Below are 15,069 nucleotides of genomic sequence, written 5' to 3'. Positions count from 1 at the left end.
TGAAGTACCGGCCGTAGCCGCGCTCGGAACCCGGTTGCCGGTGCGCGCCTGCCGACCGCGCTGCGGATCACCGGGCCGCTGGAGGTGCCCGCGCTGCGGGCCGCCGTGTACGACCTGGTCGACCGGCACGAAGTGCTGCGCACCGTGTACCGGGAGCACGACGGCATCGGCTGTCAGGTGGTGCCGGCCGAGGGAGACCCCGAGGTGCTGCCCGCCGTCCCGCTGCGTGATGGCACCGAGGCCGAACCCGCCGCGTATGTCACCGAGGCCGTGGTCGCCGGTCTGGTCGCCCGCTTCGACTTCGCGGGCGCGGTGCTGGACCTGGAGCAGATCAAGCGACTTGTGGAGGGCTGGGTACAGGCATTGGGCGGACTCGCCGACCACGGGCGCGCGAACAATCCGTAATATCGAGCGTTATCGGAGAGGCACCCCGATAACCCTGTTTCGATGTTGCAGGTCGCTCCCGGCGGCCGTGCACGGTGATTACCGGCTGTCCCCGGCTGGCCGAGTAACACACCCCGCGCACACTCGATTCATTTCGGGGGGTGTACCGGCGGCACGAGCAACAACGGACAGGATGAGGGACATCTTCATGATTCGGGTGGTCGGCCAGCGGCACAGCGCGATTCGGGCGGTGCGCGCATGACCCGTACAGCTCGTGTACGGCCCACCCGCACCAGACGTCCCCGCGTCCCCACGCTGCCACAGCTGCTCTCGGCCGCGGTCGAGGCCAACCCGACCGGGGTTGCCCTCGTCCTGGCCGATGCCGTACAGGCATATGACCAGCTCAGCTATGCCGAGCTCGATGAGCGCTCGACCCGGCTGGCCCGGCTGCTGATCGACCGGGGCGTGGGGCCCGAGGACCTGGTGGCCCTCGCCATCCCGCGTTCGGTCGAATCGGTGCTCGCCATCTGGGCGGTCGCCAAGACCGGCGCCGGATTCGTCCCGGTCGACCCGAACTATCCGGCCGACCGGGTACTGCACATGGTCACCGATTCGCAGGCGGTGCTGGGTCTGACCGTCGGCGGCCGGGGCGCCGAGCTGCCGGACGCGGTGACGTGGCTGGAACTGGACACCGCCGACCTCGGCGAGCAGCTGCAGAGCTACCCGGCCGAACCGGTGACCAATGCCGACCGGGTGCAGCCGCTGCGGGCCGAACATCCGGCGTACACGATCTACACCTCCGGATCGACCGGTCTGCCCAAGGGCGTGGTCGTCTCGCATACGGGTCTGTCCGGCGTGACCGAGGAGCTGCGCGAGCGGTTCGGGGTCACGCCCGAATCCCGGGTGCTGCAGGTGGCGTCCCCGTCGTTCGACGCCTCGATCTACGAGCAGCTCATCGCCCTCGGTTCGGCGGCCACCCTCGTCGTCGCCACGCCCGAGGTCTACGGCGGCGAGGATCTGGGTGCGCTGCTGGCCCGGGAGTCGGTCAGCCATGCGGTGATCACGCCGTCGGTGCTGGCCTCACTGGACCCGAACGGGCTGGACGAACTGCGGGTCGTGGTGGCCGTCGGCGAGGCCTGCCCGCCCGAGGTGGTGCGGCGCTGGGTGACTCCGATCGCCGACGGCGAGCGGTCGCTGCTCAATGGCTACGGACCCACCGAGACCACCATCTGGACCAATAGCGCCGAACTGTCGCCGGAGCGTCCGGTCACCATCGGCACGCCCATTCGCAGTGCCGTCGAGTACGTGCTGGACGAGCGGTTGCGGCCGGTCGCACCGGGCGTGGCAGGCGAGCTGTATGTGGCCGGCGTGCTGCTGGCGCGCGGTTACCATCGGCGGCCCGGGCTCACCGCGACCAGGTTCGTGGCGAATCCGTTCGACGACAGTGGTTCCCGGCTGTACCGCACCGGCGACCTGGTGCGCTGGACGGCCGACGGTGAGCTGGAATACCTGGGGCGCAATGACTTCCAGGTGAAGATCCGCGGGCTCCGGATCGAGCTCGGCGAGATCGACGCCGTGCTCGCCGGGCACGAGTCCGTCGATTTCGCGGTGACCGTCGGTCACCAGGTGCAGGACCGCGCAACGGTTCTGGTGTCCTACGTGCATGCCGCACCCGGCGCCACCGTGGATGTGGCCGAACTGACGGCGCTGGCCGAGAGCGCGCTGCCGCCGCATATGGTGCCCGCCGGGATCACGCTGCTCGACGAGATCCCGCTGACGCCCGTCGGCAAGCTCGATCGCGCCGCACTGCCCGCGCCGGAACTGGCCGTGACCGCCTACCGGGCTCCGGAAACACCTGCGCAGCAACTGATCTCGGAGATCTTCGCCGAGGTGCTCCGGGTCGAGCAGGTCGGGCTGGACGATGATTTCTTCGCCCTCGGCGTCGACAGCATCACCTCCATTCAGATCGTGTCCCGGGCGCGGGCACAGGGTTTGGCGTTCAAGGCCAAGGACGTTTTCGCCGCGCGCACCGTGGCGGGGCTGGCGGAGATCGCCGAATCGGTGACACCGGGCTCGGGCGAGCCGGAGCTGTCCACCGGTCCGCTGGTGCGGATCAGTGACGTGGATCGGGAACGGCTGCAAGAGATCTACCCGGCCATGTCGGATGTCTGGCCGCTCACGCCGCTGCAGTCGGGCATGCTCTTCCACGCGCTGCTGGCCGAATCGTCGGTCGACGCGTACATGGTGCAGTTCACCGTCGAGCTCGGCGGTGAACTCGATATTCCGCGACTGCGCGCTGCCGCACAGGCCATGCTGGACCGGCATGTGAACCTGCGTGTGGCCTTCGCGGAAGACTCCGCGGGCAACCCGCTGCAGGTGGTCGTCGACGATCTCGAAGTGCCTTGGCGCTACCTGGATCTCGGCGATCGTGAGCCGGGCGCCGCGCCCGCGCGCACCGACTGGCTGATGGCCGCCGAGATGAGCGGCCACTTCGATATGCGGTCCGCGCCGCTGCTGCGGTTCACCCTGGTGCGCACCGCGCCGGAGCGGTACCGGCTGTTCGTCACCAGCCATCACATTCTGCTCGACGGCTGGTCGCTGCCGCTGCTCATGCAGGACATGCTGGCGTTCTACGCGCTCGGCGGGGATCCGGCGCTGCTGCCGCCGGTGCGCTCCTACCGGGACTATCTGGCCTGGCTGGTCGCGCAGGATCGCGATGCCGCGCGGGCGGCCTGGCAGGAGGCGCTCGCCGGATTCACCGAGCCGTCGCCGCTGGCGCCGGTCGACCGGTCGCGCGAAATCTCCGCGGGCATCGGCGAATTGGGCTTCGAACTGTCCGCCGCGGAGACCGCCGCGCTGAGCGCGGTCGCCGCCGAGACCGGCGTCACGGTGAACACCATCGTGCAGGCGGCCTGGGGTCTGCTCATCGGGCGCAGCACCGATCGTGACGACGTGGTCTTCGGTGCGACGGTCTCCGGCCGCCCGCCGCAGCTGGCGGGCATCGAGACCATGGTCGGCCTGTTCCTCAATGCCATTCCGGTGCGGGTGCGGCTCGATGCCGCCGACACCCTCGCCGATGTGCTGCGGCAGCTGCAGGACGAGCAGGCGGCGCTGCTGGATCACCACTACCTCGGCCTCGGCGAAATCCAGGAAATCACCGGCATAGACGGGATTTTCGATTCGCTGGTGGTGTTCGCCTCCTTCCCGGTGGACGATGCGGCGCTGGACGAGGCGGCCGCGCCCATCGAGGGGGTGGGCCTGCTCGGCACCTCGGCGGCCAATGGCACGCACTATCCGGTGACCGTCATGGTGACGCCGGGGAAGACGCTGCGGGTCGATCTCAAGTACCTGCGCGATCTGTTCGACAATGCGGCGGCGGAAGCGCTCGCGCAGCGGCTCGCACTGCTGCTGGGCCGCTTCGGCGCCGATCCGCGGGCGCGGGTCGCCGATGTGGACGCGCTCCTGGACAGCGAGCGCGAAGCGCTCGACACCGTCAATGCCACCGAAGTGGCCGAGCTGCTCGATGATTCGACGCTGCTGACACTGTTCGACGCGCAGGCGGCGCGTACGCCCGATGCGCTCGCGGTGATGTTCGGCGACACCACGCTGACCTATGCCGAACTCGATGCGCGCTCGCGGCGGCTGGCGCAGGAACTCACGCTGCGCGGCGTGCGGCCGGAGTCTCGGGTCGCGGTCGCCATGCGGCGCAGCATCGACCTCGTTGTCGCCCTCTATGCCGTGCTGCGAGCCGGCGGTGCGTACGTGCCGGTCGATCCCGATCATCCGGCGGAGCGCAATGAATACGTGCTGGCCGGTTCGGCCCCGGTATGCGTGCTGACCCGCGGCGATGATTCGTTCGAAACCGCTTCGGGGGTACCGCTTTTCTTCATCGAAGCCGTGGCGGGCGCCGACGATATCGAGTTCGTCGGTGCGGCCGCGGTACGGCCGGATCATGCGGCATACGTCATGTACACCTCCGGTTCCACCGGTCGTCCCAAGGGCGTGGTGATCACGCACCGGCAGATGGCCAATCAGTTCCGCTGGGCCCAGCGCACCTACCCGCACGGTGCGGGGGATGTGGTGCTGCACAAGACGCCGATCACGTTCGACATCTCCACGTGGGAGTTGTTCTGGCCGTTGCAGACCGGTGCGGCGGTGGTCGTCGCGGAGCCGGATGGGCATCGCGATCCGGCCTACATCGCGCGCATGATCGCCGACTACGGCGTCACCTCGGTGCATTTCGTGCCGTCCATGCTCGAGGCGTACCTCGATGGTGCGGCGACCTCGGCGGTGCCCGCCTCGGCGCAGCTGCGCTGGGTGTTCGCCGCCGGTGAGGCGCTGTCCGCCGAGACCGCCGTGAAGTTCGGTGCGGCGCTGCCGGATGCGGCGCTGGTGAACTGGTACGGCCCGGCCGAGGCGACCGTGGTCACCGCGCATCCCGCGGACCGGTCGGCGGGTGTCGCGGTGCCGATCGGCAGCCCGGTCGCCAATACCCGTGTGCACGTGCTGGATCGGCAGTTGCGGCCGGTGCCGTTCGGCGCGGCGGGGGAGTTGTATGTGGCCGGTGTGCAGTTGGCGCGCGGTTATCTCGGTGCGCCCGCGCTGACCGCGGAGCGCTTTGTCGCGCACTCCGGTGGGGAGCGGTTGTATCGCACCGGTGATGTGGTGCGCTGGGTGGCCGACCCGGACGTCGAGGGTTATGCGCTGGAGTACCTGGGCCGCAGCGACTTCCAGGTCAAGCTGCGCGGTCAGCGGGTCGAGCTCGGTGAGATCGAGACGGTGCTGCTGAGCCACAGTGCGGTGCATCGCGCCGCGGTATCGCTGGTGCGGGCCGCGACGGGCGATCGGCTCGTGGCCTATGTGGTGCTCGAATCCGGTGCGCGAGTGGGTGATGCCGCGCTGCTGGCGCATGCCCGGGCGGCGCTGCCGTCGTACATGGTGCCCGCCACCGTGGTCCGGCTCGCGGCCCTGCCGCTCAATGCCAGCGGCAAGCTGGACCGAAAAGCGCTGCCGATCCCCGAGTTCCAGGCGCGGGCCTACCGGGCCCCGTCCACCACCGCCGAGCGAACCGTGGCCGAGGTGTTCGCCTCGGTGCTCGGTGCCGAACGCGTCGGTGCGGACGACGACTTCTTCGAGCTCGGCGGCAATTCGCTCAGCGCCACCCAGGTGGTCGGACGGCTGGGTGCTGCCATCGGCGCGCGGGTGCCGGTGCGGGCGCTCTTCGATGCGCCGACCGTGGCGGAACTCGCCGGGACGCTCGGTGAACACGTCGGCGCCCTGGTCGCACCGCTGCGCACCATGGAACGGCCGGAACGGATTCCGCTGTCCTACGCCCAGCAGCGCATGTGGTTCCTGAACCGCTTCGACACCGGCTCGGCGACCTACAATCTGCCCACCGCGCTGCGCATCACCGGACCGCTGGACGTCCCCGCACTGCGCGCCGCCGTTCGTGATCTGGTGGAGCGGCACGAGGTGCTGCGCACCATCTACCCCGAGTACGACGGTGTCGGGCACCAGGTGGTGCTCTCCGGCGACGATCCCGAGGCCATGCCCTCGCTGCCGATGGTGGATGCCACCGAGGCGAACCTTGTTGCCGCCGTGGCCGAGGCGGCCATCGCCGGTTTCGATGTGACCACCGCGCCGCCGCTGCGCCTGCGCCTGCTGCGGCTGGCCGCCGACGATCACGTACTGGTGTGCGTGGTCCACCACATCGCCGGTGACGGTTTCTCCGCCGGACCGCTCACCCGCGACCTCATGACCGCGTACCTGAGCCGCCTGCAGAGCCGGGAACCGGAGTGGACGCCGCTGCCGGTGCAGTACGCCGATTACGCGCTGTGGCAGCGCGAAATCCTCGGCGAGGAAAGCGATCCCGACTCACTGCTGACCCGGCAGCTGGACCACTGGCGCACCGCGCTGGCGGGACTGCCGGACCAGCTCGAACTGCCGGGCGACCGCCCGCGCCCCGCCGTGGCCTCCGGGCGCGGCGCCACCCTGGTCTTCGAGATCGACGCGCTCGTGCATGCCGGACTGCACCGGGTGGCGCAGGAGCACAGTGCCACCCTGTTCATGGTGGTGCACGCGGCCTTCGCGACCCTGCTGGCGCGGCTGTCGGGCACCGGTGACATCGCCATCGGCGCACCGGTCGCCGGCCGCGGCGACGCCGCGCTCGACGACCTCATCGGCATGTTCGTCAATACCCTGGTACTGCGCGCGGAGATCGATCCGGCCGACTCCTTCGGGGAACTGCTGAATACGGTGCGCGACAGCGATATCGCCGCCTTCGGCCACGCCGATGTGCCGTTCGAGCGCCTGGTGGAGGTGCTGGACCCGGCCCGCTCGCAGGCCCGGCATCCGCTGTTCCAGACCATGCTGACCTTCCAGAACCTGGCCACCTCGGAACTGGAACTGCCCGGCGTCTCGGTCTCGGCGGTGGAACTGGATGTGCCGCTGGCCAAGTTCGATCTGCAGCTGACCGTCGGCGAGCGCGCCGACGCCGACGGCACGCCGCAGGGCATGACCGGGCTGTTCACCTATGCCACCGATCTTTTCGACGAGGCGACGGTGCAGCACTTCGCCGACCGCTTCCGGCGGATACTGGTCGCGGTCACCGCCGATGCCAACCGGATCGTCGGCGATATCGACGTGCTCGGCTTCGACGAGCGCCGAAAGGTGCTCACCGACTGGAACGATACGGCGCTGGAACTGCCTGCGGGACAGTTGTTCTCGAAGTTCGAGGCGCGGGCCGTGCTGACTCCGGACGCCGCGGCGCTGCGTTACCAGGGCGGCCGGGAAGTGTCCTACGATGAGCTGGCATCGCGGGTGCATCGCCTGGCGCGGCATCTGATCGCCGCGGGCGTGGGCCCGGAATCACTGGTGGCGCTGGGTATTCGGCGTTCGGTGGATCTGGTGGTCGCCATCTACGCCGTCCTGGAGGCCGGTGGCGCCTATGTGCCGCTGGATCTGGATCAGCCGGCCGATCGTCTCGAGCACGTGCTCGAGACGGCGCGGCCCGCGTGCGTACTCACCACGCGCGGTGATGATTTCGCCTACGACGGCCCGGTCGCGGTCATCGATGCGATCGAGCTGTCGGGCTACTCCGACGCCCCGATCCGGGATGCCGAACGCCTCGCACCGCTGCACGGGGCGAATACCGCGTACGTCATCTTCACCTCCGGCTCGACCGGACGGCCCAAGGGTGTCGCGGTCTCGCACGCCGCGGCTGTCAACCAGATCGGCTGGATCACCGGCGAATACGCGATCGGCGCCGATGATGTGGTGCTGCTCAAGACCCCGGCCACCTTCGATGTCTCGGTGTGGGAGCTCTTCGGCCCGCTCGCCGTCGGCGCCCGACTGGTGATCGCCGCGCCCGACGGGCACCGCGATCCGGCGTACCTGGCCGAGGTGATCGCCGCCGAGCGGGTCACCATGACCTCGTTCGTGCCGTCCATGCTGAATGCTTTCACCGACAGCGCCGATCCGGCGGCGCTCACCTCGCTGCGCACGCTGCTGGTCGCGGGTGAGGCCTTCACCGGAGATGCGGTCGCCGCCTTCCGGCACATCTCCGGTGCGGAACTGCACAACCTCTACGGACCCACCGAATTCACCGTGCACGCCACCTATGCCGCTGTCGGCGAACAGGTTTCGGGTGCAGTGCCGATCGGTGCGCCGGTGTGGAACGCGCAGACGTACGTGCTCGACGCGCGGCTGCATCCGGTCGCCCCGGGTATGGCGGGTGAGCTGTATCTGGCCGGTGCGCAATTGGCGCGCGGGTACTACGGTCGCGCAGACCTGACCGCGGACCGGTTCGTGGCCGACCCGTTCGGTGAGCGCGGCGCGCGCATGTACCGCACCGGTGACCTGGTGCGATGGACCGATCGCGGTCAACTGGTGTATCTGGGCCGCACCGACTTCCAGGTGAAGCTGCGCGGCCTGCGGATCGAGCTCGGCGAGATCGAGGCGGCGCTCACGGCACAGGATTCCGTCGCGCGAGCGGTGGTGGTGCTGCGGGGTGACGAGCGGCTCGGTGATCAGCTGGTCGGCTACGTTGTGCCCGTCGCCGGGCATGCGGTCGATACTTCGGAGCTGAAAGCCGCACTCGTGGAACGGCTTCCGGGCTACATGGTGCCCGCCGCGTTCGTGGTGCTGGACGAGTTCCCGGTCAATCCCTCCGGCAAGCTGGATCGCCGGGCGCTGCCCGCCCCGGACTTCGCGGGCGCGCACGAATTCCGGGCTCCGGTCACCGACGCCGAACAGACCGTGGCGGAGGTGTACGCCCAGGTGCTCGGGCTCGAGCAGGTCGGTCTGGACGACGACTTCTTCGCGCTCGGCGGTAACTCGCTGGTCGCCACCCGCGTCATCGCGCGTGTGAACGCCGCGCTCGATACCGGTCTCGGAGTACGGGACCTGTTCGAGGTGCCGTCGGTTGCCGCACTCGCACAGCGGATTTCGGGTTCCGAGGCCGCTGCGCCGCGACCCAGGCTGGTGGCCGGACCGCGTCCCGAGCAGGTGCCGCTGTCCCTCGCACAGCAGCGCATGTGGTTCCTGAACCAGTTCGATCCCACCTCCTCGGCCTACAACCTGCCGATCGCGCTGCGGCTCACCGGTGCGCTGGATACCGATGCGCTGCAGCAGGCCGTCGCGGATCTGGTGCGGCGGCACGAGACGCTGCGGACCATCTATCCGGAGACCGGGGGTGCGCCGCAGCAGGTGGTGCTGCCCGCCGAACAGGCGGTGCCGCAGCTCGCACCCGAGGTGATCGGCGTCGATGCGGTGGCCGAGCGGGTGGGCGCACTGCTCACCGCCGGGTTCGAGGTGACGCGCGATACTCCGTTGCGGGTCAAACTTTTCCGCCTGGATGTCGCCGAGACGATCGAACACGTGCTGGTGGTGGTCACGCATCACATCAGCTCGGACGGCTGGTCGATGGGCCCGCTGGCCCGCGATCTGGTCATGGCCTATATGGCGCGGTCGGCACACACCGCCCCGGCCTGGACGCCGCTGCCGGTGCAGTACGCCGACTACGCGCTGTGGCAGCGCGAACTGCTCGGGTCCGAGGACGATCCGGACAGCCTGATCTCGCGGCAGACCGCGTACTGGCGGACCGAACTCGCCGGACTGCCCGACGAATTGAATCTGCCCGCCGATCGCCCGCGCCCGCCGGTGCAGTCTTTCCGTGGCGGCAGTGTGCAATTCGCGATCGACGACGCGACACACGAGGGTCTGCAGCGGATCGCACGGGAGCAGCACGCCACGCTGTTCATGGTGGTGCACACCGCGCTGGCGATCTTCCTGGCCCGGCTGTCCGGGACCGATGACATCGCCATCGGCACACCCGTCGCCGGTCGCGGCGCGGCCGAGCTGGACAACGTCATCGGCATGTTCGTGAACACGCTGGTACTGCGCACCCAGGTGCCGGGCGAGCTGCGCTTCGAGGAGCTGCTGGCCCGTACCAAGGACGCCGATCTGCGCGCCTTCGCACATGCCGAGGTGCCGTTCGAGCGGCTGGTGGATCTGCTCAATCCGGAGCGCTCCACCGCCCGCAATCCGCTGTACCAGGTCATGCTGGCCTTCCAGAACCTGCCGGACAATGATGTCGAGCTGCCCGAACTGCGCATTGCCGCACTGGAATCCGAGGTCGAGACCTCGCAGGTCGATCTGTCGCTGACCATGAGCAGCAGCGATCAGGCGGGCCTGCAGGCGGCCTTCACCTTCGCGCACGACCTGTTCGACTACGCCACCATCGGGGTCTTCGCGGACCGCTTCCAGCGGCTGCTCGCCGCCATCGCCGGCAGCCCCGAGACGCCCGTCGGCGATCTCGCGCTGCTCGGCGACGAGGAATATCAGCTGCTCACCCATGTGCACGGCGATGAGGTCATGGCGACCGGGCTGCTGCCCGATCTGCTCACCGCCGGTCTGCGCCTGGGCCGGGACCGGATCGCGGTGCGCTACCGCGGGCACTCCATCACCTACGGCGAGCTGGACGATTACTCGTCGCAGCTGGCGCGGGTGCTCATCGATCGCGGTGTCGGCCCGGAAAAGCTTGTCGCCGTGGCCTTCCCGCGGTCATTCGAGACCGTCGCGGCCGTGCTCGCGGTCGCCAAGGCGGGTGGCGCGCACGTACCGATCGACCCGACGTATCCGGCGGATCGGGTGCGGCACATGGTGATCGACTCCGGCGCCATTATCGGCATCACCGGTAAGGCCCATCTGGACGGTCTGCCCGAGACGCTCGAATGGCTCTGCCTGGACGATCCGGCGACCGATCAGCAGTGCGTCGCCCACTCGGCCGCGCCCGTCACCGACGCGGATCGCCTTGCGCCACTGCGCATGCAGCATCCTGCCTACGTCATCTACACCTCCGGCTCCACCGGTATGCCCAAGGGTGTCACCGTCACCCATGCCGGCATGGGTGGCCTCGCCGACTACGCGGTGGCCCGGTACGAGCTCGACCCCGGGCACCGGGTGCTGCACAACTGCTCACCCAGCTTCGATCCGTCGGTGCTGGAGTGGGTGTGCGCCTTCTACATAGGTGCGACCCTGGTGATCGTACCCAAGGAGATCCTGGGCGGCGCCGAGCTCGGTGAGCTCATGCGCAGCGAGAACGTGACGCACGCACTGCTCACCCCGGCGGTGTTGAGCACCCTCGATCCGGCCGAACAGCCGCAGCTCGTCATGCTGTCGATCGGCGGCGATGTGACCTCGCCGGAGCTGGTCAGCCGCTGGAAGGCCCTGGGCCGGGTCTATCACAATGCCTACGGCCCGACCGAGACCACGATCATCTCCACCTACGCGCAGCTCACACCGGGCCGCCACATCACCATCGGCACACCGGTGCACGGTATGTCGGCACTGGTGCTGGACGGCCGCCTCAACCCGGTGCCGCCGGGTGTCGCGGGGGAGCTGTACCTGGCCGGTGGCGCGCTCGCGCGCGGCTATCGCAATCGGGCGGGGCTCTCGGCCGAGCGCTTCGTCGCAAACCCCTGGGGCGCAGCGGGATCACGCATGTACCGCACCGGCGATGTGGTGCGCTGGTACGCCGATCCGGCGGACCGGGGTGGCAATACCGCACTGCCGGATACGAAGTGGGAACTCGACTACGTCGGGCGCTCCGACTTCCAGGTGAAGATCCGCGGCTTCCGCATCGAACTCGGTGAGATCGACGCGGTGCTCGGCGGGCATCCGGATGTGGACTTCGTCATCACGGTCGGGCGCAAGAATGCCTCCGGGGCAACGGTTCTGGTGTCGTACGTACTCGGCAACGCCCTCGAACCGGAGCATTTGCAGGCGTACGCCGCGCTGAGCCTGCCGCCGCATATGGTGCCCACCGCGATTGTCGTGCTCGACGAGATTCCGCTCACCCCGGTCGGCAAGCTCGATCGCAAGGCGCTGCCGGAACCCGTACTGCGGCAACGCGAATACCGGGCGCCGTCCACGTCGCTGGAGGAGACCATCGCGGCCGCCTTCGCCGAGGTGCTCGAGGTGGAGCGGGTCAGCGCCGACGACGACTTCTTCGCGCTCGGCGGTAATTCGCTGCTGGCCACCCAGATCGTGAGCAAGCTGCGCAAGCTGTCCGGGGCGCAGGTCATGGTCGCGTGGTTCTTCGCCGATCCGACCGTCACCGGGCTCGCCGCCCGCATCGCCGCGGCGCTGGAGAACAGCCACGACTACGATTCGGCCGCCGACGGCGCCATGGCCGTGGTGCTGCCGATCCGCGCCACCGGCAGCCGGACACCGCTGTTCTGCGCGCCGCCCATGGTCGGAATGTCGTGGTGCTACGCAGGTTTGGTGGGCTTCCTGCCCGCCGATCAGCCGGTGTACGGCCTGCAATCCCCGGCGCTCACCGAGGCCGACTATCTGCCCGCCTCCCTCGAAGAGGTGGCGCGGCGGTACGTCGGCGCCATGCGCGAGGTGCAGCCGGAGGGGCCGTACCGGCTGCTCGGCTACTCGCTCGGCGGCATTCTGGCCCACGCCATCGCCACCGAACTGCAGGCCGAGGGCGAAAGGGTCGACGTCCTCGCCAATCTCGACGCCTACCCCGATGCCGAATTCGCGGACTTCACCGCCGCGGTGCGGGATGAGTTCGCGGCGCTCGGCGTCGGCGAGGAAGCCTTCCCCGACGGGGATATGAGCGATCTGAGCGATGAGGCGCTGGCCGCACTGCACGCGGCCATCCCCGCCGACCTCGCGGTGCTCACCGTCGAACGGCTGCGCCGGATCTACCGGGGCGCGGTGCACACCGTCGAGCTCGGCTCGCGGTACCGGCCGAAGGTTTTCCAGGGGCAGATGGACCTGTTCTCCGCCGAGCAGGGGCGCGGCGACGATCACGCGCACTCGCCCGACGACTGGCGGGGATTCGTCACCGGAACCATTACCGATCACGTCGTGCCGATCACGCATCAGCTGCTGACCACGGCGGAGGCCTACGCCGTCATCGGGCCGCAGCTGGCTGCGCTGCTGGAACGCGAAAGTGTCCCTGCCACAAGGGAAGAGGCCACGGAAGAGGTGACTGAGGACGCCGACTGGGCCACCACCCAGGTGCTGCCGATCATCACCTTCGACGCACCGTCGGCGGGTGTGAAACTGCGCGCGGCCGACGGGACGCTCCCGGCTCCGGACAGCGACGCGGGCTCGGGCTACAGCGCTGCCTCGGATTACGTTGCCGCCGAGGAATTCCCGGCCGCCGATGCGGAAGCGTTCGTCGACAAGCTCTTCTCCGGCTTCGACACCGGCGAGATCGCCGCCTCGGCGCCGGGCTCGCCTGCCGCCGAAGCAGTCTCGGCCGCAAGGGAAATCGGAGACTCTGCCTCGGGCGCCGGTCCGGAGGCATCCGCCGAGGAAGCTCCGCAGGTCTCGGCCGAGGGATCGCAGCCGGCTGACGGAGGGGAATCGCTGGACGCCCGCCGCCGGGGAACTCCGGATGTTGACGGAGGGGAATCGCTGGACGCTCGTCGCCGGGGAACTCCGGATGTTGACGGAGGGGAATCGCTGGACGCTCGTCGCCGGGGAACTCCGGATGTTGACGGAGGGGAATCGCTGGACGCTCGCCGCCAGGGAATTCTGGGCGCTGACAGCGCAGGATCTCCCGACGCTGACGGCGCAGGAGCTCTGGACGCTGACGGCGCGGGAACTTCGGACGCCATCGATCCGGAAGCGCAGGAGATCTCCGGCGCGGAAGTGGCGGAAGCCCCTGCACAGGTTGCGGCTGCTACGGCCGCGCCGCCGATCATGGGTCCGCGACTCACCGCGGTGGGCAAGGTTTCTCCGCTGCCCGCGGGCGCTGTGAGCCTGCTCGATGTCGAGCCGTCCGGTCTCTGGGTTCGGGCCATCACGCTCGATATCGCGGCAGATGTCTCCGGGTCCCGGGTGCGGCGTTCGGTGCGCACTCTGCTGGACCGGCATCCGGCACTGTGGTCGCGACTGCGCCGGGACGGCGAAGCGGCCGTCATGGACATTCCGGCACAGGCCAATTCGAGCGATGCCCAGGTCTGGCAGCTGGATCCGGCCGTCGAGGCGGTGGGCGATCCGATCGAAGCGGTCATCCACGCCGCCGCGGCGGAGCTGGATCCGGAGAAGGGCCGCAATATTCGCTTCGTGCTCATGGCCGGCGCGCAGGCCGACCCGACCCTCGATCCGATCGACTGCCCCGCAGCCGTACTGGTCGCGGTCGCCAATGGCCTGGTGGTGGACGACACCTCGTGGCGCACCATCATCGAGGACCTGACGGCCTCGTGGTCCGGTGGACATGCCACGCCGCCCAGTGCGGACGCGCATCCGGTCGGCATCGCCCAGGCGCTCGCGGACCGGGCGGTCGCCGCCCCGACGGTCATCGAATTGGAGTGGTGGCGTGCCTCTTTGACCTCGGCCACCGAGGGCCGGGATCCGGCGGAGGTGTTCGGCTCCGACGAGGGGCCGATCGCCCGCGGCCGGGTATCGGTCTCCATCACCGGTGAGGGCGCGGCGGCCGTGGATACCGTGGCCCGCCGCTACGACGCCACCATCGACGAGGTGCTGCTCGGCGCGCTCGCCGTCACCCTGCTCGACGACAGCGGCGAATCGGTCCGGCGCGCACTGGGTTCGGTGGTGCAGCTGGTCGCCGACGGGCGGGTGCCGGGCGATCCCGCCGGACATCGCACCGTGGGCGCGTTCAGCACGCCCTACCCCTTCGCGCTGCGGGTGTACGGCGTGGACTTCGACGAGGTGCGGCGCGGCGGGCCCGCCGCCGGATCCGTGCTCGAGCAGATTCGCGACCGCTGCCGCGAGGTGCCCGCACAGGGCGTCGGCTTCGGCCTGCTGCAGCATCTGAACCCCGACACAGCGGCCGCAATCGCCGGACTTCCGGTGGGTCGCATCGGTTTCCGCTACCGTGATCTGCGACCCGCCCGGGTGTATCCGGAGCCGGTCGCCGACGACCTCTATCTGGACGTCACGGTGGATACCACCCAGGACGGTCTCGTCGCCCGCTTCGACTTCGCGGGCGCGGTACTCGACCTGGAGCAGATCAAGCGACTCGTCGAGGGCTGGGTGCAGGCCCTGGGCGGACTCGCCGAGCACGGTCGCGAGACCACTCCGTAATATCGGCCGATACCGCGTCGATTGCACAGGCCGTAGACCGGCACCAACGAACCACAGCGAAGGTGTGAACATTGATTCGGAGACATGTCCGGAACGGGCTTGCCGGTCGCCGGC

The 15,069-nt window shown here is 69.4% G+C and carries 1 protein-coding gene and 1 pseudogene; both read left to right on the top strand.

Annotated features, from left to right (window positions below):
- Positions 1-84: 84 nt before the first annotated feature.
- Positions 85-405: a hypothetical protein gene (locus OG716_RS27675; RefSeq protein ID WP_405133569.1), complete on the top strand. Its 321-nt coding sequence runs from the start codon at positions 85-87 to the stop codon at positions 403-405.
- Positions 406-642: 237 nt separating this feature from the next.
- Positions 643-14,955, top strand: a pseudogene (locus OG716_RS27670) (amino acid adenylation domain-containing protein); the annotation flags it as partial.
- Positions 14,956-15,069: the final 114 nt, after the last annotated feature.

It is taken from the genome of Nocardia sp. NBC_01388, from assembly GCF_045040085.1.
Classification (GTDB): domain Bacteria; phylum Actinomycetota; class Actinomycetes; order Mycobacteriales; family Mycobacteriaceae; genus Nocardia.
Note: the sequence above shows the minus strand (reverse complement) of the source record. Positions and strands in the feature narration are given on the sequence as shown.